The organism is Pseudonocardia asaccharolytica DSM 44247 = NBRC 16224 (genome assembly GCF_000423625.1).
GTDB classification, from domain to species: Bacteria; Actinomycetota; Actinomycetes; order Mycobacteriales; family Pseudonocardiaceae; genus Pseudonocardia; species Pseudonocardia asaccharolytica.
Genome location: NZ_AUII01000005.1, coordinates 260,952 through 282,801, shown reverse-complemented (window position 1 = coordinate 282,801; position 21,850 = coordinate 260,952). Strand labels below are relative to the sequence as shown.

Below are 21,850 nucleotides of genomic sequence, written 5' to 3'. Positions count from 1 at the left end.
CACCGTGCTACAGAAGCCGGCATCCCGGCAGGGCCCTTGGTCCCGCACCCCGGTCGGTCTGCCTCTGATCAGCCGACCGGACGCAGCTCGGCGAGTCGCTGGGCAAGCAGGACGCCCCACTCCCTGGCCCGCTCGAGCTCGCCGTCGACGAGCGGGCCCGGGGTGCCACGGACCCAGAACGTCGTCGCCGGGTCGAGCGCGGTGAAACCGTGCTCGCGCAGCCGCGACCGTGCCCGCCGGGCCGCCGACCCGGGGACCCGGGGTCGCGAGACCCGGGTGTCGAAGCAGGCCGCGGCCGTCCCCGGCCGTGCGGCCGGCAGCTTGTCGAGCCACTCGCGCAGCCCGATACCGGTGGCGGTCTCGGTCCCGCCGGCCTGCCGGACGGCATCGGCCCTGGTGGTCGGCCTGGTTAACCCGAATGCGTGCGTCGGGCCACCCACCACCACCAGATCGACGTCGGCACCGACGGTCGGTGGCGCGTCGGTGACCTCGTCGATGTCCACCGTCAGCCGGGCCGACAGGCCCTCCGCCACGGCCTCGGCGATCCGCTTCGTGTTGCCGAAATACGACTCGAATACGACCAACGCACGCACCAGGATCACCTCCGGGTCTCGTTGTCTTCCCCGGATCGTGGGTTGCTGAACCGGCCCGGGGCAGGGGCGTTGGTCCGCATTCGCCGGGGCCGGCCGTCCCGGGCCACGGGATCGCGCCGTGCCGACCTGACGGGTTCGGGGTCCCGGAGGTTCATGATGACGTCATTGCTGCTCGATGAGGTGCTGCCGCGCTACGACATCGCGGTCGTGCACGCCGTCGTCCTTCGTGCGTCGCCCGAGCGGTGCGGTCTCGATGGGCCGGTCCATAGCGCTACCTCGAGTCGGGCCGGCTGGCTGAGCTGAGCCGGTGAGCGGTCTCGGGATAGCGCCGGAAGGCCTCTGACCTGCGACGAGTGACCGATTCTCGAACATAAGTTCGAGTATGATGATCGTGTGTTCACCCGCCCGCTGCCCGTCGTCCACCGGCTCACCACCCAGGCGCTCGACGCGCTGGACGCCGCCGGCCCGACCGGCCTGCGCCACGTCGAGACCATCGCGAAGATCCTGGCCGGCCCGGCCGCCGAACGGCTCGCCCCGCAGGTGTGGGCTGGCGCCGAGGAACAGCTGGCCGCCAAGACCGCCGTCTATACCCCCTCGGAGCTCCCGGCGTACGGCACGCGGCTGGTCGAGATGCTCGACGCCGACGGGCCCGAGCCCGACGACGAGCAACCCCCGGATCCGGTCAACGAGCTGACCTTGACCCGGCACCGGGACGGCAGCGGCGGCACGCTCACGGGCCGGTTCGACGACGCGGCCCTGTCCGACGCCATCGTCACCCTGCTCGACGCCAAATCCGCGCCGCTCACCGGCGACGACGACCGGCCCGCCGCGCGGCGGCTGGCCGAGGCGCTGGCCGAGGTGTGCGGCTAGGTGCTCGCCCACGCCGACTGTGTGCCCGAGGGCGGCGGGCAGCGCCCGCACCTCAACGTGCTGGTGCGCCTGGAGGACCTCGAACAGCGCGCCCGCGCCGCGGTCCTCGATTTCGGCGGCCCACTGAAGTGATCTCAGCAAGAAGTGCGTAGGTAGCGGTGCTCGAATTGGGTGAGGACGAGGGCGGCGTGGACGATGTCGCTGATTCGGCCAGGGCCGGCGGTGATGTGGTGGAGCGCTCTCCAGCGTCCGACCAGCAGGGCGAAGCCGCGTTCGCCGCGGGCGCGGGCGCCGCGCAGCAGGGCGTTGTAGGTCTGGTTGTCGGCGCCGAGGGCCTGCCCGTCGCCGGGTTTCCCGACCGGGGTGTGGACGCCCCGACCTGCGCCTTCGTAGCCGCCGTCGGCCAGGGTGGGCAGGTGCAGCCGGGACGCGGCCCAGTACAGGGCGCCCAGGATGTGGTGGTCGCGGGCGGCGGTGAGGTCGTGGGTGTGGCCCTCGGTGACCGCGGAGGTCCAGATCGGCAGGCCGTCCGGGCGCATGACGGCCTGGATGTTGCCGCCGAAGCCGTGGTGTTTCCCGGAATACCAGGCGTGGATGGTGGTCCCCTTCGTGCCGGTGGTGGTCGCGGCGACCCGGTCGGTGCCGAACAGCTTCCCGTCGAGGATCACGTGGGACCAGCCCTCCTCGGCGACCCGCTGCAGCGCCTCGTGCAGGTCCGGCGCCTCGGCGGCGAGCACGGTGACCCCCTCGGCGAGGTAGCGGTAGCTGGTTGCCCGAGAGATCGTGAACCCGGCGCCCAGCAGCGCGATGTCCTCGCGCCTGCGGTACCAGGCCAGCACGAGGATCGCCTGGTACCAGCAGGTCAACGCCCTGGTCTTGGCGCGGGTACCGCGCCGGCGGCGTTCGGCGCGCAGCAGCCCGGCCAGCATCGAGACCAGTTCCCGGGGGACGTCGAGCATGGCACGATAGGCGATCACGTGGGGTCCTCACACACGGTCGGGTTCTTGTGGTGAGAGCTGCTCTACCGGAGGGCCCCACGCCCGCCCCGGACCGTCCGGATCATCCCGAATGTGCGTGTCGCCGCACCCACGCACCGCTTCTTGCTGAGATCACTTCACTGGCCGCGCCCGAGCTGCGGAGGCTGGCCTGCGACGCCGCGGTGATCCCCATCGTCATGAATGGCGCCGGGCAACCGCTGGACGTGGGCCGGTTGACCCGCACCATTCCCGACGGGCTGCGCCGGGCGGTGGCCGCCCGCGACGGCGGCTGCGCCTTTCCGGGATTCGGGAGCACCCCGTCCTGGTGCGAATGCCACCACATCCTGCCCTGGGAACACGGCGGCCCCACCGAACGCGACAACCTGGTTATGTTGTGCCGGGTCCATCACCGGATGATGCATTCCTCCGGCTGGATGGTGCGCATTCGCGACGGCCTACCCGAGTTCATTCCCCCGAAGTGGATCGACCCGGAGCAGACCCCCCGCCGAGGACCACGACCACATCTGATCACATGAGCCACGAGGCCGCTCCGGCCCGGCCGCAGGGTCGTGCCCGGCCCGCCGGCATTATGTACCGGCCGCCCTCAGGTGGCAGTCGAAGAATCCGACGATGCGGCGCCTCGCGTCCCGGATGGCGCCGGGGTCGGGCTGCGTGCGGTGCTATGCCGCTGTGGCGGCCCATCCGTCCGGTGCCAGGTCATATGCGGCTGCCCGTTCGGCCCGATCCCGGATCCCGCGCAGCATCTTCTGATGCATCACGGAACTGACGATCTCGACCGGTTCGACGAGGATCGGCGCCCACCACCGCGTGTAGGTCCAGCGCTCCCGCACGAGCAGCCTGCTCGACCCGTCCGGCCGCTCCCGGACGACGAAGGCCCAGGTGAAATCGTACGGGGGCGGGATGGCATCGATCGGAACCCCGCCGTGGAGGACGAGCGACCGCGGCGCCTCGATCGCGGCAACCCGCAGCGCCATATCGGGATGCAGCGAGACGGGGTCGCCGACCCGGAGGTCCTGCCATTCGGGAACGACGCGGTCGGCGCTGCGGATATCGCAGCCCACGAGGTTCTCGAGGGCTGCGTAGCTGTAGAACCAGCCTCGCCCCTGCCCGATCTGCGCGACCCACGGCCACACCCGATCCGCCTCCTTCCACATTCGGAGAGGTCGAGGCTCGCCCGGGCCGGGCCGGGAAACAGGGCCTGAGATTCACGTGAAGACGGTCGTGAAGGCCTCGTTCAGCTCCCTGCTGATGTACACGATGCCCTTGGCCAACTGGTCCTCCGTCCAGTTCACCGTGGGGAAGTCCGGGAAGGTCCGATATCCCAGACCCGCGAACACCTCGTTGCGGTTGCCCGACGGGTCGAAGAAGTAGATCGTCGTGCCCCGCGTGATGCCGTGCCGGGTCGGGCCGATATCGACGGACACGTCGTCCATGCTCATGATGTCGCCCGCCCGGAGGATGGCGTTCCAGTCCTCGAGGTGGAACGCGAAGTGGTGCAGTTTCGCGTCCGGTCCCTTGATCACGGCGATGTCGTGCGGGGACTCCCCGCACGCCATCCAGGAGCCCAGCACCTCGGGGTGGCTGATGTTCGTGATGGCGCGCTCGGCGACGTGGAAGTCCAGCGCCTCGGTGAAGAACCGCTCCAGCAGGCCCGGGTCGTCGGCGGCGACCAGGGCGTGGTCGATCCAGTGCGCGGCGATCCCGCGGCCGTCGCGCGGCCATGGGTCGGGGTTGAGCGCACCGGTGTCGGTGCCGACGTACTCGATCTCGTCGTAGAGCTCGACCCGATGCCCCGACGGCACCGAGATCGCCACGCCGTCGCCGACCGTGAGGTTCTCCCCGGCGCTGACCCGGCCAGTCGTGCAGCCGAACTGCTGGGCGCGCTTCTCGTAGCGCTCCAGGTCGTCCTTGGTCTGGACCTTGTAGCCGAGCTTGACCAGCCCGACCCCGCCCTCCTCGAGGACGAGGGAGTGGTGGTCGTACTCGTCCCAGCACTTCAGCCACAGCTTGCCGGGCTCCTCATGGACGACCTTCATCCCCATCGTGTTGGAGTAGTGGTTGCGGGCCTCCTCGAGGTCCGTCACTCGGATGTGGACGAACCCCAGCCGCATGACACTCATTTCGGTGTTCCTTCCGGTCCCGTTGTTATCTCGATGCCCGCGTCTATGCGGGGAAGGCGAATCCGAGGACCTTCCTGAGGCGGTCCCCCTCCTGCAGTTCGATGGCGATGCTGGTGATCGGTATGGCCCTGCAGCTCAGGCAGATCCCCTCGATCCGCTCCTCGTCGGAGAGCACGGTGGTGGCGATCGGCCGCTCGTAGGCGACCTCGCCCAGCACGAGCCGCACCTTGCAGATCCCGCATCCACCGCGCCGGCAACCGACCCGGTAGCGGAGGCCTGCGCGGCTCAGCGCGCGGAGCACGGTCTCGCCATCCTCGGCGTCGACGCTCACGCCGTCGGGGAGAACCGTCACCTCCGCGCGCTTTTGCCCTGGATCTTGGCTGATGGGCACCTCCTTTCACCGGCAATGCGCCACGACGGATCCCAGCCCGTCGAACTCGGCCGTCACCACCCCGTAGGTCAGCAGCGGCACCGAGGCGGTCAACCCGCCGGACAGCACGACCGATCCGGCCTCGAGACATTCGCCTCTGGCGCCGAGCGTGTGCACCAGCCAGGCGACCGCGGCTGCGGGATGGCCCATCGCGGCCCCACCCGCGGCGGTCGTGAGCCCGTGCCGATGCCGGAACAGGCAGCCGAGCACGCACAGGTCCTCGAGCTCGTTCGGGCGCCGGGCGTTGCCGCCGAGGACGACGCGGGCGGCACCGGCGTTGTCGGCGACGGAGTCGGGCAGCCGGAACGGCTGGCGGTATCGGGAGTCGCCGACCTCGACGGCGCCGAGGACGGCCTCGGTGGCGGCGAGTACCCCCGCGACCGTGGTCGGCGCCTCGATCCGCCGTCCGATGAGGAACGCGATCTCCGGCTCGGCATGCGGGTGGATGAGTTCGTCGAGCCGCACCGGCTCGCCCGGAGGGATCATCATGCCGGAGGTCAGCCGGCCGTGGACCGGCTCGTCGATGCCCAGGGCGGTGCGCTTGACCTTGCTGGTCAGGCCCAGCTTCGCGCCGATGAGCCGCTCGCCCGCCTGCAGGCGGTGGTCGACCATGATCGTCTGGGCCTTGTATGCCGTCTCCGCGTCCAGGAACGGCAGGGTCCGGGTGAAGGGCGTGATCGGCGTGCGATCGCGTTCCGCCGCGATCAGGGCGTCGGCGATGGCCTGGGGGTCGGTCATGCCGCGCTCCGCTCGCCGAACTGCACGGTCACCGAGCCGAGGTGCGCGAACTGCGCGTGGAAGATGTCGCCGGGGCGGACCGGCACCATCCGGTGCAGCGCGCCCGGCAGCACGATGTCCCCGCGACGCAGCCGCTCGCCGATCGAGCCCAGCCTGTTCGCGAGCCAGGCCACGCTGCGGGCCGGGTTGCCGAGTACGGAAGCGCCCGCGCCGCTCTCGATCGGGGAGCCGTTGCGGTAGAGGAGCATCCCGACCAGGCGCAGGTCGATCGCGGCCACCGGGGTGACCCGGCCGCCGAGCACGACCCGGCCGCAGGATGCGTTGTCCGCGACGCTGTCGACGAGCTCGATACGCCAGTCCGCGATGCGGCTGTCGACGACCTCGATGGCGGGTAGCACCGCGCTGATCGCGATGAGCGCATCCGTGGTCGTGACGCCGGGGCCGGCGAGATCGGTCCCCATCACCAGAGCCGTCTCGGACTCGATGCGCGGCTGGATGAGCGCGTCCGCGGCGATCTCGTCGCCGTCCTCGACGAACATGTCGTCGAGCAGGACGCCGAACCCCGGTTCGTGCACTCCGAGCAGCTCCTGCCACGCCCGCCAGGTCACCCCCGCCTTCCGCCCGCGGGCCACGCTGCCCGTGGCGACGCGGCGCGCGACATTGCGGGCCTGGATCGCGTAGGCCTCCTCGAGGGTGAGGTCCGGTCGGGTGGCGGCGAGGGGCTCGACGGGCGTGCGTTCGTGCTCCGCCTCCCACAGCTGGTTGGCGACCTCGGCGACGGTCGTCGGCTCGTTGCTGCTCATCGATGGGTGATCCCGCCGGCGGTCTTGGGTAGTGGATCGAGCGTGTCACCACCGTGCCCCGTGCGGCGCCGGCCGGCGGTCCGATTCCGCCCAGCGGGAGGTGCACAGGAAAGCACCGAGATCGGCCTACCGTTCGAACCGACCGAAGGACTCGGCCATCCGAAGGACTGCCCGTATGAGCACCACGTTGGACGGGGTCAGGACGAAGATCGAGAATGCCTTGGAGGAGGATCCGGAGCGGGGCATCTACCGCGCACGGCGCGATATGTTCACCGATCCGGAGTTGTTCGAGCTCGAGATGAAACACATCTTCGAGGGCAACTGGATCTACCTGGCACACGAGAGCCAGCTACCCAACAAGAACGACTACCTGACGACGTGGATGGGCCGCCATCCGGTGATCATCTCCCGCACCCGCGAGGGCGAGCTCGCCGCGATCATCAACGCGTGCGCCCACCGCGGCGCCATGGTCTGCCGGCGCAAGAAGGACAACCGGTCGACCTGGACCTGCCCGTTCCACGGCTGGACGTTCAGCAACTCGGGCAAGCTCCTCAAGGTCAAGGAGGCGAAGGGCGCAGGCTACCCGGAGCAGTTCAACACGGACGGCTCCCACGACATGACCAAGGTCGCGCGCTTCGAGTCGTACCGAGGATTCCTCTTCGGCAGCCTCAACCCCGATGTGCTGCCGCTCGAGGAGTACCTCGGGGAGGCCGCGAAGCTCATCGACATGATCGTCGACCAGTCGCCGGAGGGTCTGGAGGTCTTGAAAGGGTCCTCGACCTACACCTTCGACGGCAACTGGAAAGTGCAGGCGGAGAACGGCGCCGACGGCTACCACGTCGCCTCGACCCACTGGAACTACGCCGCGACCACCGGCCGGCGCTCGACCGGTGAGTCGACCACCGAGACCAGGGCGATGGATGCGGGGAGCTACGGCAAGACGAAGGGCGGCTTCTACGCCTTCGAAAACGGGCACGTCCTGCTCTGGACCAGGCGGGCCAATCCCGAGGACGAGCCGCTGTACGAACGGCGCGACGAGTTGATCGAGCGGATCGGTCAGACCAAGGCCGAATGGGCGATCGAGTACGCGCGGAACCTCTGCCTCTACCCCAACGTCTACCTGATGGACCAGTTCAGCTCGCAGATCAGGCACTACCGGCCGATCTCCGTGGACAAGACGGAAGTCACCATCTACTGCGTCGCCCCGAAGGGGGAGAGCGCGCAGGCTCGCGCCGCCCGAATCCGCCGGTACGAGGACTTCTTCAACGCCACCGGCATGGCCACCCCCGATGACCTGGAGGAGTTCCGGTCCTGTCAGCGCGGCTTCCTCGCCGCGAAGGCCCCATGGAACGACCTGAGCCGCGGCGCGACGCACTGGGTCACGGGACCGGACGAGGACGCCACGGCGCTCGGGATCAACCCTGTGCTCAGCGGCGTCCGGGTCGAGGACGAGGGCCTGTTCACCATCCAGCACGGCTACTGGGTGAAAGCGATGCAGCACGCCGTGGACGCCGAGTCGAAGGCACGCGCTCAGTAGCGGATGCCGGAGGTACGCCGATGACTATTTCTCTGCACGACGTCGAGCAGTTTCTCTACCGCGAGGCGCGGTTGCTCGACGACCGGGACTTCGAGGGATGGCTGGAATGCTACGCGCCCGATGCGGAGTTCTGGATGCCGGCCTGGGACGACGACGACACGCTGGTCACGGACCCGCAGCGGGAGGTATCGCTGATCTGGTACCCGAACCGTGGCGGGCTGGAGGACCGGGTCTTCCGGATCAGGACCGAAAGGTCGAGCGCGACGAGCATTCCGGAGCCACGGACGGGGCACAACATCAGCAATGTCGAGATCACCGACCAGCGGGACGACGAGTGTGACATCCGGTTCAACTGGTTCACGCTGTACTACCGGTACCAGAGCGTGGACCTTTACTTCGGCACCTCGTTCTACACGCTGGACACCTCCGGACCGCAGCCGCTGATCAAGAAGAAGCGGGTCATCCTCAAGAACGACTTCATCCACAACGTCGTCGACATCTACCACGTATAGCGGCGACCGAGAAGGCCTCGGGTGGAGAGATGAGCTATCAGATCGCGCTGACATTCGAGGACGGGGTCACCCGCTTCATCGAGTGCAACGACGGGGAGATCGTCTCCGATGCCTCGTACCGTTCTCGCATCAACATCCCGGTGGATTGTCTCGATGGGGTCTGCGGGACCTGTAAAAGCTTCTGCGAGTCGGGCGCGTACGAGCTGGGAGACTACGTCATCGACGAGGCGATGACGGAGGATGAGGAGGCGGCGGGCTACGTCCTGACCTGCCAGATGACCCCGCAATCGGACTGCGTCATCCGGATACCCGTCACCTCGGACATCGCCAAGGTCGCCGCGTCCGCGCACGTGGGCGAGATCAGCTCGATCGACTGGTTGTCGGAGACGACGCTCGGTTTCTCCATCGCGCTCGACAGCCGAGACTCTCTTGGTTTCATCCCGGGCCAGTATGTGAACGTCTTGGTCCCGGGGACCGACCAGACCCGGTCGTACTCGTTCAGTTCGGGACCACGCGCGTCCGACGTCGGATTCCTGCTGCGCAACACCCCCACGGGTGCGCTCGCGACCTATCTGCGCGACACCGCTCAGGTGGGAGACCGCGTCGACTTCACCGGCCCGCTCGGCAGCTTCTACCTGCGCGAGGTCAGGCGGCCACTGCTGTTCCTGGCGGGCGGAACCGGCCTTGCCCCCTTCCTTTCCATGCTGGAGAAAGTCAGCAGCAACGGCACCGAAAATCCCGTTCATCTGATCTACGGCGTGACGAGCGACCCGGATCTGGTGAAGGTCGACGAGCTCGAGGAATACGCCCGACAGCTGCCCAACTTCACCTTCACCTGCTGCGTGGCCGACGAGTCGAGCACACATCCGAACAAGGGCTACGTCACCCGCTATATCGAGCCGGAACACGTCAACGGCGGAGATGTCGACATCTATCTCTGCGGTCCGCCGCCAATGGTGGAGGCCGTTCGCCGGCACCTGGAGAGCAACGGGATCGCGCCGCTGAACTTCTACTACGAGAAGTTCACCAGCACCGGGCTCGTCACCGAGACCGGCGCGATACAGGTGAAGGTCGGTGACTCCGACGAGGCGTTCGACGCCCGCATGGCCTTCGAGCTGGGTGCGGCTCATATCGTGCTGGGACGGCTGGGCCCGGAACAGCTGGCGGAATACCGCAGGCTGGCCGAGGCGACCGGCGCACATATCAAGGACGGGCACTTCGTCGACCCGGCCGGCTTCCGGGACGCCAACACGGCGTTCCACATGTTCCCGATCGAGGCGACGGGCAACGCAACGCTGGCCGAGGCCTACCAGCGGCTGCTGGTGCACGAGTACATGAGCCAGGTCCTCACGCCGTCGGTGACCCTGGTGGGTGATATCACCAAGGACCATCTCGACATGGTCGAGGCGTTCGAGCGCGGCGATATGGAGCGGTTGCGGGCGGTCATCGTCGAGCACACCGAGCACGCGAAGGCCACGATGCGGGCCGGGATCGGGATGTCGGAGAGCGCGGGCTGAGATGGTCTTCGCAGGTCGCTTCGACACCAAGGTCCTGGTGGTCACCGGCTCGGCACAGGGTCTCGGAGAGGCGGTCGCGACCAGGGCGGCAAAAGAGGGAGGGCGGGTCGCGCTGGTCGACCGCTCCGAGATCGTCCACGAGGTGAGCGAGAAGCTGACCGCCGAGGGAGCGCAGGCCATGTCGCTGATCGCCGACCTCGAGCAGTACCCCGACTGCGCGGCCGCCATGACCGCGGCGCGGGAGAGGTTCGGCCGGATCGACATCCTGGTGAACAACGTCGGCGGCACCATCTGGGCCAAGCCGTACGCGTACTACGAGGAGAGCGAGATCGAGGCCGAGATCCGGCGCTCGCTCTACCCCACGCTGTGGTGCTGCCGCGCGGTGTTGCCGCATATGCTCGAACAACGGCAGGGAACGATCGTGAACGTCTCCTCGGTGGCGACCCGAGGGATCAACCGCGTCCCGTACTCCGCGGCCAAGGGCGGGGTCAACGCCCTCACCGCGGCGCTCGCGTGGGAATACGCGGGCCACGGGATCCGGGTCGTCGCCACCGCTCCGGGCGGCATCGAGGCGCCGGAGCGGCGGATCCCGCGGGGGCCCACCGCCCAGCGGTCCGAGCAGGAGAAGCAGTGGTCCCAAGCGGTGGTCGACCAGACCGTCGACTCGTCGCTCATGCACCGCTACGGGACCCTGGCGGAGCAGGCCGCGCCCATCCTGTTCCTGGCCTCGGACGAGGCGTCCTACATCACCGGGACGCGGCTTCCCGTGGCAGGGGGAGATCTGGGCTGACCCGTTGGCCTCCGTGGCCCGCACCGATCGGGAGGAACCGATGGCAGGATCGTACGTCGCGTTCGAACTGGACGATCTCGAGACGAAGCACGCCGCAGCGGCCGGTCCGTACTCGGAGTTCCTGCGGCGCCGGGGAATGTCGCTGGGGATGTTCACCCTGTCGCCCGGCGACGAGGACACCCAGCACCCACACATGGCGGACGAGGTCTACATCGTCCTGAAAGGCCGGGGCACCCTCCGGGTCGTCGACGAGGACGTCGAGGTGAAGGCGGGCAGCCTCATTTCGGTCGACCACGGCGAGGAACACCGCTTCGTCGATATCGCCGAAGACCTGGAGATGCTCGTCGTCTTCGCGCCGCCGGACACGGAGGACTAGCCATGTCCGACAGCACCTACGTCGTGAACGAGATCGTGGGAACCTCGAGCGAGAGCGTCAGCGACGCCATCACCAACGGCCTCAAGCGCGCCTCGTCGACGATCCGCAACCTCGACTGGTTCGAGGTGGTCGAGGTCCGGGGCGCCATCGCCGACGGGAGCGTCAGCCACTTCCAGGTCACGATGAAGGTCGGGTTCCGCCTCGAGGAGAGCGGGCAGTAACGCGGCCCGTCGGGCCGCTTCCGCTGGACGGGACGGTGTTGGCCCCCGCCCGGGCGCTGAGCAGCCTTACAACGGGATGCCTGCCCACGACTCTCCACCAACCCGATGTCCGGCCATCCGCCGGCGGGCCGGCATCCGGCGTCGCGCCCGATCGCGCTGCCAGGGCTGCAGAGCTCCTGTTCCGGTGCGGGTGATGTGCACGGCCGAGAGGAGTGGGGCATGGGGTATGAGTTGCGCACGAACGTCGTGGAGCCGGTGCGGAACGGCTTCAGCTACCTGACGGAGCGGTTCGGTGACCGGCCCGCGACGCGGTACCAGGAGGCGTCGTTCAACGTCCAGCCGATGGAGAACTTCCAGTACCGGCCGACCTGGGACGCGGACCACGAGCTGTACGACCCGAACTACTCGGCGCTCAAGCTGACCGACCCGTACGGCTACACCGATCCCCGCCAGTACTACTACACCCCGTACGTCGCGAACGCCGCCGACCGCCATGAGTCGTTCGCGCAGACGCTCAAGTACATCGAGGACCGCAGGCTGCTGGACAAGCTTCCGGAGAACTGGCACACGGTGCTCACGGGCTTCGTGCTGCCGCTGCGCCACTACGAGCAGGGCGCGCAGCTGATCAGTACCAACGCCAGCCGCTTCGGCTACGGCACCACCGTCACGCAGGCCGCCTGCTTCGCGAGCTTCGACCGGATCGGCAACGCGCAGCTGCTCAGCCTCATCGGCCTGGCACTTGCCAGCGGTGCGGCCGACACGCTGACCGACGCCAAGAAGAACTGGCTCTACGCCCCGCATCTGCAGGGCCTGCGCCGGATGGTGGAGGAGCTGCTGGTCGAGCCCGACTGGGCGGCCGGGCTGATCGGGCTCGACCTGCTCGACGAGCAGCTCTACCCGCTGCTCTACGAGCACCTCGACGAGCGGTCGCTGTTCCGGAACGCGGCGGCCTACAGCCTGCTCGCCCGTCACTTCAACGACTGGTACGCGGGCCACCGCAAGTGGCTCAACGCGCTGATCAAGGCCTGGACGAAGGATCCGCAGCACAGCGACGCGAACACCAAGGTGCTCGGGGAGGTCGTCGACCGCTGGTACCCGCGGGCCTGCGGGGCGGTGCGCGAGTTCGCGCGCGGCCTGGCGGACTCGGCGGGCTCGGTCAGCGTCGCCGGGGCCGCCGAGCGCGGCGTCGCCGAGCTGGCCGCGTCGCTGACCAGAGCCGGGATCCCGGTGAACGCACCCGAGGGAGTCACCGCATGACGAGCAAGCCGAACGTCCGCCAGGTGGGAGTGGACCTGCAGGACTCTGAGGACAGCCGGGCCCTGGTGGAGGCGATCGAGGAGGACAACCCCGACGTCAACCTCATCCGGATGCCGGGTCTGGTGAAGATGCAGATCCCGGGGCAGTTGGTGATCCGCCGCGAAACCGTCGAGCAGCGGATGGGCCGGGAATGGGAGACCCACGAGTTCCAGATGAACATCGTGTCCTATTCCGGGAACATCTCGGAATGGGATGACGACCAGATCGTCATCAAGTGGGAGCACTGAGCTGCGAACGCGGCCCGAATCGTCGGTACTCAAGGAGAAGACGTGGCAAAGGCGAAGCTGTCGATGCGGGAGCGTTACCGGCTGCTCACCCGCGATCTGGACTGGGAGCCCACGTATGTGGACCCGAAGAAGGTCTACCCCTACACCCGCTACGAGGGCATCAAGATTCACGACTGGGATGCGTGGGACGATCCGTTCCGGCTGACCATCGACTCGTACTGCAAGTACCAGGCGGAGAAGGACAAGAAGCTCTACGCCGTCATCGACGGGTTCGCCCAGGGCCAGGGGCACCTCTCACTCACCGATGCGCGCTACGTCAACTCCCTGAAGCTGTTCCTCCAGGGTGTGACGCCGCTGGAGTACCAGGCGCACCGGCACTTCGGCTACCTGGCCCGGCACCTGGACGGGCCGGGCGCCCGGTTCGCCGCGCTCTGCCAGAGCATCGACGAGCTGCGGCACACGCAGACCGAGATCCACACGATCAGCCAGTACAACAAGTACTACGGCGGGCTGCACAACTGGTCGCGGATGCACGACCGGGTGTGGTACCTGAGCGTGCCCAAGTCGTTCTTCGACGACGGGCTCTCGGCCGGCCCGTTCGAGTTCCTGACCGCGATCTCGTTCAGCTTCGAGTATTTCCTGACGAACCTGTTGTTCGTCCCGTTCATGAGCGGGGCGAGTTTCAACGGCGACCTCGCCACCATGACGTTCGGATTCTCCGCGCAAAGCGACGAGAGCCGGCACATGACGCTGGGGCTCGAGGTGCTGAAGTTCATGCTCGAACAGGACGAGGACAACGTCCCGATCATCCAGGACTGGGTCGACAAATGGTTCTGGCGCGGATACCGGTTGCTCGGGCTCGTCGCCGCGATGATGGACTACATGCTCCCACGCAAGATCATGAGCTGGAAGGAGGCATTCGAGCTCTATCTGGAGCAGCAGATGCTCGAGGGTCTCTTCCCCGATCTGGAGTACTACGGGATCCGGCCGCCTCGGCACGTGGAGCAGGCGATCACCGAGAAGGAGTACATGAGCCACCAAGTGTACTGGATTCTCTACCAGTTCAGCTTCGCCGCGTCGTTCAACACGACGGTGCCGACGGACGAGGAGCTCGACTGGATGTCGGGGGCGTACCCGGAGACGTTCGACCGGTTCTACCGGCCGCTGTGGGAGCGCGCCCGGCGGCTCGAGGAGGAGGGCAACCGCTTCTTCTTCCGCGGCCTGCCGATGCTCTGCCAGACCTGCCAGATCCCGATGGGCTTCAGCGAACCCGGCGACCCTTCGACGCTCAGCATCCGCACCAGCCAGTTCCGCGGTGAGCGGTTCAACTTCTGTTCCGACGGCTGCAAGTGGATCTTCGATCGGGAGCCAGAGAAGTACGTCCAGGCCTGGCTGCCGGTGCACCAGATCTACCAGGGCAACTGCGGGGGGACGACGATCCCCGAGGTGCTGAACTGGTACGGCATCCAGGACGGCGTCGACAACGGCGAGTACCTGACGTCTCCGGACAAGGCCAACTGGGACAAGTGGCACACCGGCGCCGTGGTGGGAGGCGCGTGATGACCGCCGACGTCCTTCTTCCCGCGGAGGCGGAATCATGACCGTCAAGGCGCTCTACGACTACAACTACCCTTCGAAGGACCGCCCGGAGTTGTTCGGCGACGACATGCTGGTGCATGTCATGTGGGCGAACAACATGATGTTCTGTTCGGCGGCGTGTTTCCGGGCGCCGAAGGCGATGTCCTTCGCGGACTTCAAGTCGCAGATGGTCGACCCGTGGGCCGCGTCGGATCCCGACTACGACCCGTCGAGCGCACGCGAGTGGCAGGTCAACGGCGAGCCCTTCGGTGCGGACTCCGATGTGTCCCTGGCCGATACCGGCGTCGGGCACAAGGGCCTGTTCAGCTTCCGGACCTGAGGGCGGCCGAGGAATGACCGAGACGTTCACCGTCACCGTCGAACCCCTCGAGCGCGAGGTCGAATGCCGCGCCGACCAGCCGATTCTCGACGCGTGCCTGCGCGCGGGCGTGTGGCTGCCGCACGCCTGCACCCACGGCACCTGCGGCACCTGCAAGGTCGAGGTGCTCGACGGCGACGTCGAGCACAACGACGCGTCGGACTTCGCGCTCATGGAGTTCGAACGCAACGAGGGCAAGACACTGACCTGTGTGGCCACCCCGACCTCCGACGTCATCATCGAGGCGGACGTCGAGGTCGAGGAGGGTGTCGTCCACCACCCCGTGCAGGACTTCGCCGGGCGCCTGGTGTCGATCGAGGACGTCGCCAGACAGACTCGCAGGCTCGTGATCGACCTCGACCGCGAGATGGCGTTCAACCCCGGCCAGTACGTCACGATCGAGGTGCCCGGCACCGACGCCACCCGTACGTACTCGATGGCCAACCCGCCGAGCGAGCCCGGCCGCATCGAGCTGCAGATCCGGCGCACCCCGGGCGGGCTGGCTACCGACGGGTGGATCTTCAAGGACCTCGGGGCCGGCGAGACGTTGCGCCTGTCCGGGCCGTATGGGCGGTTCTTCCTGCGTGAGGCGCGGACCGCGCCGGCGATCCTCATCGGCGGCGGCACCGGGCTGGCGCCGCTCAAGTCGATCGTGCGCCATGTGCTGGAGGGCGGCCTGGCGCATCGGCTGTACCTCTACCAGGGCGCCCGGATGCAGGCCGACCTCTACGATGTCGACTTCTTCCGGGGGCTGGAGGCCGATCATCCCGAGCAGTTCACCTATCGGCCCTGCCTGAGCGACGAGGAGTGGGACGGCCCGCACGGCCTGGTCACCGATGTGGTGGACGCCGACTTCCCCACCTGTCGCAAGCACATGGCGTACCTTTGCGGGCCGCCGCCGATGGTGGAGGCGGCGCTGAAGACATTGATGCGCAAGCGGCTGTTCCCCCGCGACATCTACCGGGAGGACTTCTTCGATGCCTCGGACAAGGCCACCGGCGGCGTCCGCAGCCCGCTGCTGAAGGCGTGAGGACGATGAGAGAGGCTGGCCAGCGCGACGTCGTCTTCACCCCGTTCATGCTCCGGACCCGTGACGTGCTCGACGGCGAGGACCGCTCGACGCCGCTGCGCCTGCGGCCGAGCTGCCTGCACCCGGTGGCGCGGGCCACCGACGAGTGGTTCTACCTGCGCGCCCGGTCCGAACAGGTCATCGCCGAGGCCAACGCGATGCTGCGCGGCCGGGCGGCGCCGGTGGATCTGCTGGACGAGTACGGGACCGGGGAGCTGGGCTTCGTCCTGCGCCGCGGTGACCGGTCCGCCCGGATCCGGCTTGGCCAGGCCGGCCGCCAGGCCTGGGTGGAGCTGCAGCGGCCCTACGTCGCGGATGCGCGACCGGTGGAACCGGAGGACCCGGCGGTGCTCGAGGACCTCGTCGTCGAGCTCCTCGCCGATACCCGCGCGCACCAGGAGGGACGGCCATGAGCTCGGTGATGGCGGTGTTCGACTTCCACGGCGAGAGCGAGCAGCTGGCCGCCCAGTACGACGCCGCGATCCGCAAGGTCGTTGCGGTGTCCTCGGCGCGGCCCGTCGTCCACCTCGCTGTGCCCCGCGAGTACGGCTTCATGGTGGTGGACGTGTGGAGCTCGGAGGAGACGTTGCGGGCGTTCGAGCAGTCCGAGGACTTCCGCCGGGTGCTCCGCGAGGCCGGTCTGCCCGAACCCCGGGTGCGGGTCTACCCGCTGCACAACCTCGGCTGGCCGGTGGACGCGATGCCGCTTTACCGCTGACCGGAGGACCGCGGCCGGCAGGTGCGCCGCGCCGTCCGTCGTCGGCCGCTGCCGCTGTCCCTGTCGCTGCCCTCGGCGCCGTCGGACATCTGCACAACGAAGGGAGCACGCGATGTGCGATGTCGTCGCGCATGCCGTGGCACTGTCCCGCCGGAGGTTTCTCGCCGGTACCGGCGCAGTCGCAGGGGCCGTCGCGGCCGGGTCGCTGCTGCACAACGGCATAGCGTTGGCGGGTGGGCCCCCGAGCCCGCCTCCCGCCCAGGAGGCCAGCAGGTTCCGCAGCAGGCTGGTGCTGCTGGGCACGGCCGGCGGACCGCCCTGGTGGCCCGATACGACGCGCGCGGGTATCGGTTCGGCGGTGACGGTCGAGGACGACGTCTACGTGGTGGACTTCGGTGATGGCTCGGGGAAGCGGTTCAAGGAGGCCGCGCTCGTCCCCCGGGATCTCCAGACGCCGGGCGGCCTGTGGGGCGAGGAGACCATCCGGGCGATGTTCCTGACCCACCTGCACTCCGACCACGTGGGCGATTACTTCAACTACTTCATGCTGGGCTGGTACAACGGGCTGACGTCGAGGAAGACCAAGGACAAGATCCAGGTCTTCGGGCCGGGCCGGCGCGTCGACGACGCCGGGAACATGGTCATGGAGCCGATCTTCCAGCCGCCGGGGCAGCCTGCCCCCGATATCCCGGTGATCAATCCGGAGAATCCGGTGCCGGGAACGGTCGATATGACGAACTACCTCTACCAGGCCTTCGCACTGGACCTCAATGATCGTATGCGGGACAATTTCAAACCAGATCTGCGCAGCCTCTTCGATGTTCATGACATCGCGATCCCGAAAGGTATCGGCTACCACCCCAACGACAATCCGTCTCCGGCGGGAATGGCGCCTATCCCGATCTACCAGGACGACAAGGTCAAGGTGGGCGCAACTTTGGTGAACCATTTTCCGATCGTCCCCACCTTCGGTTTCCGATTCGACACCGCGGACGGGGCCGTCACGTTCTCGGGCGACACGGCGCCCAACGACAACCTGGTCGCGCTCGCCACGGGCTCCGACATTCTCGTGCACGAGGTCATCGACCCGGCCTGGGTGGATGTGCTGTTCCCGCCACCGGTCAGCCCGGCGGAGGAGGCGCTGAAGAACCATCTCGTCACGGCCCACACGCTTCCGGAGGACGTCGGCCGCGTCGCGCAGCGGGCCGGGGTGAAAACCCTGGTCCTTTCGCATCTCGTTCCGGGCAACGCGCCGGCCGATCACTGGCTCGCCGCCGGAAAGACCTTCTCCGGGAAACTGGTCGTCGGCAACGATCTGATGCAGCTCCCGGTCGGCGCGACGCCCCGGCCGCGCTGACCGCAATGATGCCGGGCCGGAGGGGCCGCCGTGACCTACGTGGTGTGGTTCGAGGACTTCGACCGCGAGCTCGCGCCGGGGATGGGGGGTAAATGCGCCGGGCTGGGTGAGATGACCTCGAGCGGGCTGCCGGTCCCGCCCGGGTTCGCCGTCACGACCGATGCCCATCGGGCCGCCTCGCGGTCGCTGCGGGACCAGCTGAACGGGCTACTTGCCGAGTGCGAATCGAACGCCGCCGCGGTGGCCCGGACCAGCGCCGCGATGCGGGGGCTCGTCGAGGCCACCCCGCTGACCGGCGACGTGCGAGCCGCCGTCGCCGCCGCATACGCGCAGCTGTGTCGGCGGTGCGGGATGGACGACGTGCCGGTCGCCGTGCGTTCCTCGGCCGCGGGCGAGGACGCGCCCGGTGCCAGCTTCGCCGGCGAGTACGACAGCTACCTGTGGGTGCGCGGCGAGGCCGACGTACTGGCGGCGGTGCGGCGCTGCTGGGCCGGCCTGTTCACCGAGCGGGCGATCGCGTACCGGCAGCGGATCACCGCCTCCGACGATCCGGTGACCATGGCGGTGGCCGTGCAGCGCATGGTGCTCGCCGAGGTCGCCGGGGTGGCGTTCACCCTCAACCCGCGCAACGGGGACCGGTCGCAGATCGCCGTCGATGCCTCGTGGGGTTTCGGTGAGGCGGTCGTCTCCGGCGAGGTCACCCCGGACAGCTACCTGGTCGACAAGGTCATGGGTGAGATCACCCGGCGGTCCGTTGCGGACAAGGCCATCGAGTACCGGTTGACCGCTGAGGGGCGCGGGATCCGTCGGTCTGTGGTGCCCGAGGACCGGCGCGGCGTGCCGTGCCTGCGCGACGAGCAACTCATGCGGGTGGCTCGGCTGGCCCGGCAGGCGGAGCGGCACTACGGCTGCCCGCAGGATGTCGAATGGGCGATCGAGGCGGATCCGGCGGGCGGGGACCGGGTGTTGTTGCTGCAGAGCAGGCCCGAGACGGGGTGGAGCAGGCGCCCGGCCGGACCGGTCGCGGGGGCAGCGCCGTCCGGTCATGCCGGGGTCGTCGCCGCCCTGCGGCCACGACCGGTGCGCCGGTCCTCCGCCCGCCTGCGCAGCCCGTTCGAGGTGGCGACGCCGTCGGGAGCCGAGGGCTGGGAGGACCTCTACACCGAATCGTCACTGTTCTCGCCGGAGCGCAGATCCTATGAGGAACAGGTGTTCTGGTTTCAGGATGCCGTCCACTGGCCGCGGCCGCTACCGCCCTGGGACGCGACATTCTTCGAATACGCGCTCGCCACCCTTTCGCAGTACAACACCCGACACTATATGATTCCAGCGGCGCGCGGCGTGGACTATCGGATATTGCACGGATACGCCTATCTCTCGCCCATCTCGGTCACCGATCCGGCCGAGGTCCAGGCTCGTTCGACACAGTTTCTCGAACGGGCTGGATTCTACTTCTCGAACTGGGACGAGCTGTACACCAAATGGTTGGCCAAGGTCCGGGAACTGATCGGACAGATCGAGCGGACCCGTTTCGACCCGCTGCCGGAGAAGGAAGAGATGACGGTCATCACCGAGGGCCACGGAACCGGCTCCGGGCTGGCCATCGTGCAGAACTATCGGGCACTTCTCGACCTGTGCCTGACACTGTGGATGCACCACTTCGAGTTCCTCAACCTCGGCTATGCGGCGTATCTGGACTTCTTCGGCTTCTGCAAGCAGGCATTCCCAGATATCCCGGACCAGGCGGTCGCGCGGATGGTCGCCGGGATCGAGGTCGACCTGTTCCGGCCGGACGAGGAGCTCAAGAAGCTGGCGCGACTGGCGGTCGAGCTGGACATCGACGCCGCCTTTGCCGATCCCGACCCGGACCGCGTCGACGAACGGCTGCGGGGCACCCCTGAGGGCCGGCGCTGGCTGGACCGGTGGAGCGAGGTCAGCGAGCCATGGTTCAACTTCTCCTCAGGTTCGGGTTTCTACCACTGCGACCACATCTGGATCGAGCATCGGGAGATCCCGTTCGGCTTCGTGCGCGACTACGCGGCCAAGCTGCGCCAGGGCGTGGACCTGGCGCGCCCGCTGCGGCGGCTGCGCGCGGACCGCGAGCGGATCACCTCGGAGTACGCCGGGCTGCTCCCGACCGACGCCGACCGGACCGCGTTCGAGGAGAAACTCGGCCTGGCCCGCGTCGTGTTCCCCTACGTGGAGAACCACAACTTCTACGTCGAGCACTGGGCGAACTCCGCGGTCTGGCGCAAGATGCGGGAGCTCGGCCGGTTGCTCGTCGACTCGGGATTCCTCGCCGAGGAGAACGACGTCTTCTACTTCAGGCGCAACGAGATCCCGGACGTGCTGTGGGACCTCTACAGCTCCTGGGCGGTGGGCGCGCCCGCTCGCGGCCCGGGCCGCTGGCCCGCGGAGATCGAGCGCCGCAGGCGCATCCTCCACGCGCTCGGGCAGCAGCGGCCGCCACCCGCGCTCGGCGTGCCTCCGGAGCGGATCACCGAACCGTTCACGATCATGCTGTGGGGGATCACCGACGAGCGCATCGCCCAGTGGCTCCCCTCCGATGACGACGGTGAGCAGCCGGGCGACCTGACCGGGTTGGCGGCCTCGCCCGGCGTGGCGGAGGGCCCGGCGCGGGTCCTGTCGAGTCCCGCGCAGATCGACCAGGTGCGGGAGGGCGAGATCCTGGTCGCGCCGATCACCGCCCCGAGCTGGGCCCCCATCTTCGCCAGGATCAGGGCGGCCGTGACCGATATCGGCGGGATCATGTCGCATGCCGCGATCGTCTGCCGCGAGTACGGCCTGCCTGCGGTCACCGGAGCGGCAACGGCCACCACCCGGATCCGGACCGGACAACTGATCAGGGTGGACGGCGGCGCGGGCACGGTGACCCTGCTCGACCCGGCGGTCAGCCGGACCGCACGTCCCGCTCCGGCTCCGCCGTGATCGCCGTGGCCAGCTGGCGCGACAGGCTGGCCGCGGCGACCATGAGCGCGCCGCGCACCCTTTCGAGGCCCGACCGCAGATCGGGTATCGCGACTTCCATGGCGGCGCGAGCCGAGCCGCCGGTACCGAACACCGGCACCGCGACCGCACCCTCGCCGATCTTGTACTCCCCGCGTGACACGGCGAGCCGGGTCAGCCGGGTGATGGCAAGGGCGCGGCGGAGCCGGTCGGGGTCGGTGAGGGTGTGCTCCGTGAACCGGGTCAGGCCGGCGCCGAGGATCTCGTCCACGACGGCGACCGGGCTGAACGCCAGCAGGACGCGCCCGAGGGCCGTCGCGTGCGTCGGCACCGCTGGTGCATCGAATCCATGGACGAGACCAGCTCCGGGGCGGGTCTCCGCAACCGCGACGCGAACCCCGTCGAGGACGCCGAGGCGTACCCGGCTGTCCGTCGTCGCGGCCAGGTCGGCCATCATCCCGGCGGCCCGCCCCAGCAGCGGGGTCGACCGCCGCGGCCCGTTCACCGTGCCCATCATGCGCAGCGCGAGACCGGCCCGGTAGCCGTCGCCGGTGCGCTCGAGGACACGCCGGGAGACGAGCTCATAGGTGAGCCGGTGGGTCGTCGACACCGGCAGCTGGGCGAGCCGGGCCAACTCGGTCAGCGAATGCGTGTCGCCGCTGTGAAACGCCATGAGGATCGCGGCCACCCGGCTCGTCACCGACCGCCCGCTGTCCGCCGAACCACCTGCCAT

At 68.6% G+C, this 21,850-nt stretch carries 26 protein-coding genes; 18 read left to right on the top strand and 8 right to left on the bottom strand.

Going from position 1 to position 21,850, the window contains the following annotated elements; genetic code table 11:
- Positions 1 to 68: 68 nt before the first annotated feature.
- Positions 69 to 593 carry a flavodoxin family protein gene (locus G567_RS0108820; RefSeq protein ID WP_037056451.1) on the bottom strand — a complete coding sequence of 175 codons (525 nt, stop codon included), beginning with the start codon at positions 591 to 593 and terminating at the stop codon, positions 69 to 71.
- Between the two features lie 393 nt (positions 594 to 986).
- On the opposite strand from G567_RS0108820, the gene G567_RS0108810 reads away from it, so the two are divergent.
- Positions 987 to 1,463, top strand: coding sequence for a DUF222 domain-containing protein (locus tag G567_RS0108810; protein ID WP_028929705.1), 477 nt, complete (start codon positions 987 to 989; stop codon positions 1,461 to 1,463).
- A complete protein-coding gene (locus tag G567_RS36615; protein ID WP_261763851.1) occupies positions 1,464 to 1,595 on the top strand; it encodes a hypothetical protein in 132 nt (43 codons plus the stop codon). It begins immediately after the preceding gene.
- A gap of 2 nt (positions 1,596 to 1,597) precedes the next feature.
- On the opposite strand, the gene G567_RS0108800 is transcribed toward G567_RS36615, so the two are convergent.
- Positions 1,598 to 2,440 (bottom strand): transposase family protein, encoded by an 843-nt coding sequence (locus G567_RS0108800; RefSeq protein ID WP_028929704.1) that lies wholly within the window; start codon positions 2,438 to 2,440, stop codon positions 1,598 to 1,600.
- Positions 2,441 to 2,469: 29 nt separating this feature from the next.
- On the opposite strand from G567_RS0108800, the gene G567_RS27620 reads away from it, so the two are divergent.
- Complete coding sequence (locus tag G567_RS27620) at positions 2,470 to 2,976, top strand: HNH endonuclease signature motif containing protein (RefSeq protein WP_342662913.1); 507 nt, start codon at positions 2,470 to 2,472, stop codon at positions 2,974 to 2,976.
- 144 nt (positions 2,977 to 3,120) lie between these two features.
- On the opposite strand, the gene G567_RS27615 is transcribed toward G567_RS27620, so the two are convergent.
- The 5 genes from G567_RS27615 to G567_RS0108770 all read right to left on the bottom strand — a co-directional run bounded on the left by G567_RS27615 (position 3,121) and on the right by G567_RS0108770 (position 6,552).
- Positions 3,121 to 3,594, bottom strand: coding sequence for a hypothetical protein (locus G567_RS27615; protein WP_147201103.1), 474 nt, complete (start codon positions 3,592 to 3,594; stop codon positions 3,121 to 3,123).
- A gap of 72 nt (positions 3,595 to 3,666) precedes the next feature.
- Positions 3,667 to 4,581 carry a catechol 2,3-dioxygenase gene (locus G567_RS0108785; RefSeq protein WP_028929702.1) on the bottom strand — a complete coding sequence of 305 codons (915 nt, stop codon included), beginning with the start codon at positions 4,579 to 4,581 and terminating at the stop codon, positions 3,667 to 3,669.
- 43 nt (positions 4,582 to 4,624) lie between these two features.
- The gene (locus G567_RS27610; protein ID WP_037056344.1) at positions 4,625 to 4,933 is read right to left on the bottom strand and encodes a 2Fe-2S iron-sulfur cluster-binding protein; all 309 of its coding nucleotides are present in this window, start codon (positions 4,931 to 4,933) and stop codon (positions 4,625 to 4,627) included.
- Between the two features lie 45 nt (positions 4,934 to 4,978).
- Complete coding sequence (locus G567_RS0108775; protein ID WP_028929701.1) at positions 4,979 to 5,749, bottom strand: 2-keto-4-pentenoate hydratase; 771 nt, start codon at positions 5,747 to 5,749, stop codon at positions 4,979 to 4,981.
- Positions 5,746 to 6,552 (bottom strand): 2-keto-4-pentenoate hydratase, encoded by an 807-nt coding sequence (locus G567_RS0108770; protein WP_028929700.1) that lies wholly within the window; start codon positions 6,550 to 6,552, stop codon positions 5,746 to 5,748. Before G567_RS0108770 ends, G567_RS0108775 begins: the two co-directional genes overlap by 4 nt.
- Positions 6,553 to 6,727: 175 nt before the next feature.
- Here G567_RS0108770 and benA point away from each other — a divergent pair, with 175 nt between their 5' ends.
- From benA to G567_RS32970, 15 genes are all read left to right on the top strand, one after another.
- Positions 6,728 to 8,089, top strand: coding sequence for a benzoate 1,2-dioxygenase large subunit (gene benA / locus G567_RS0108765; RefSeq protein WP_028929699.1), 1,362 nt, complete (start codon positions 6,728 to 6,730; stop codon positions 8,087 to 8,089).
- A 20-nt stretch (positions 8,090 to 8,109) separates the two neighbouring features.
- Complete coding sequence (benB, locus tag G567_RS0108760; RefSeq protein ID WP_028929698.1) at positions 8,110 to 8,601, top strand: benzoate 1,2-dioxygenase small subunit; 492 nt, start codon at positions 8,110 to 8,112, stop codon at positions 8,599 to 8,601.
- Positions 8,602 to 8,630: 29 nt separating this feature from the next.
- Positions 8,631 to 10,118 carry a benzoate 1,2-dioxygenase electron transfer component BenC gene (gene benC, locus G567_RS0108755; RefSeq protein WP_028929697.1) on the top strand — a complete coding sequence of 496 codons (1,488 nt, stop codon included), beginning with the start codon at positions 8,631 to 8,633 and terminating at the stop codon, positions 10,116 to 10,118.
- A gap of 1 nt (position 10,119) precedes the next feature.
- On the top strand, positions 10,120 to 10,908 hold the full coding sequence (locus G567_RS36090; protein ID WP_028929696.1) for a 1,6-dihydroxycyclohexa-2,4-diene-1-carboxylate dehydrogenase: 789 nt from the start codon (positions 10,120 to 10,122) through the stop codon (positions 10,906 to 10,908).
- A gap of 40 nt (positions 10,909 to 10,948) precedes the next feature.
- The gene (locus tag G567_RS0108745) at positions 10,949 to 11,284 is read left to right on the top strand and encodes a cupin domain-containing protein (RefSeq protein ID WP_028929695.1); all 336 of its coding nucleotides are present in this window, start codon (positions 10,949 to 10,951) and stop codon (positions 11,282 to 11,284) included.
- Positions 11,285 to 11,286: 2 nt separating this feature from the next.
- Positions 11,287 to 11,505 carry a dodecin gene (locus G567_RS0108740; protein WP_028929694.1) on the top strand — a complete coding sequence of 73 codons (219 nt, stop codon included), beginning with the start codon at positions 11,287 to 11,289 and terminating at the stop codon, positions 11,503 to 11,505.
- 219 nt (positions 11,506 to 11,724) lie between these two features.
- The gene (locus G567_RS0108735) at positions 11,725 to 12,762 is read left to right on the top strand and encodes a ferritin family protein (RefSeq protein ID WP_028929693.1); all 1,038 of its coding nucleotides are present in this window, start codon (positions 11,725 to 11,727) and stop codon (positions 12,760 to 12,762) included.
- Positions 12,759 to 13,049 carry an MmoB/DmpM family protein gene (locus tag G567_RS0108730; protein WP_028929692.1) on the top strand — a complete coding sequence of 97 codons (291 nt, stop codon included), beginning with the start codon at positions 12,759 to 12,761 and terminating at the stop codon, positions 13,047 to 13,049. Before G567_RS0108735 ends, G567_RS0108730 begins: the two co-directional genes overlap by 4 nt.
- 42 nt (positions 13,050 to 13,091) lie before the next feature.
- Positions 13,092 to 14,609, top strand: a complete 1,518-nt coding sequence (locus G567_RS0108725; protein ID WP_028929691.1) for a YHS domain-containing protein — start codon at positions 13,092 to 13,094, stop codon at positions 14,607 to 14,609.
- Between the two features lie 37 nt (positions 14,610 to 14,646).
- Positions 14,647 to 14,967 (top strand): phenol hydroxylase subunit P4, encoded by a 321-nt coding sequence (locus tag G567_RS0108720; RefSeq protein WP_028929690.1) that lies wholly within the window; start codon positions 14,647 to 14,649, stop codon positions 14,965 to 14,967.
- Positions 14,968 to 14,980: 13 nt separating this feature from the next.
- Positions 14,981 to 16,036, top strand: a complete 1,056-nt coding sequence (locus G567_RS0108715; protein WP_028929689.1) for an NADH:ubiquinone reductase (Na(+)-transporting) subunit F — start codon at positions 14,981 to 14,983, stop codon at positions 16,034 to 16,036.
- A 5-nt stretch (positions 16,037 to 16,041) separates the two neighbouring features.
- Positions 16,042 to 16,488 (top strand): hypothetical protein, encoded by a 447-nt coding sequence (locus G567_RS31920; RefSeq protein WP_051232593.1) that lies wholly within the window; start codon positions 16,042 to 16,044, stop codon positions 16,486 to 16,488.
- Positions 16,485 to 16,793 carry a hypothetical protein gene (locus G567_RS27600; RefSeq protein WP_037056342.1) on the top strand — a complete coding sequence of 103 codons (309 nt, stop codon included), beginning with the start codon at positions 16,485 to 16,487 and terminating at the stop codon, positions 16,791 to 16,793. The genes G567_RS31920 and G567_RS27600 overlap by 4 nt, the downstream gene beginning before the upstream one ends.
- A 112-nt stretch (positions 16,794 to 16,905) precedes the next feature.
- Positions 16,906 to 18,150: an MBL fold metallo-hydrolase gene (locus tag G567_RS0108700; RefSeq protein ID WP_028929688.1), complete on the top strand. Its 1,245-nt coding sequence runs from the start codon at positions 16,906 to 16,908 to the stop codon at positions 18,148 to 18,150.
- 30 nt (positions 18,151 to 18,180) lie between these two features.
- Positions 18,181 to 21,099, top strand: a complete 2,919-nt coding sequence (locus tag G567_RS32970) for a PEP/pyruvate-binding domain-containing protein (RefSeq protein ID WP_084795975.1) — start codon at positions 18,181 to 18,183, stop codon at positions 21,097 to 21,099.
- Here G567_RS32970 and G567_RS27595 read toward each other — a convergent pair.
- Positions 21,062 to 21,850 (bottom strand): IclR family transcriptional regulator, encoded by a 789-nt coding sequence (locus G567_RS27595; protein ID WP_084795992.1) that lies wholly within the window; start codon positions 21,848 to 21,850, stop codon positions 21,062 to 21,064. The two genes, G567_RS32970 and G567_RS27595, sit on opposite strands and share 38 nt — an antisense overlap.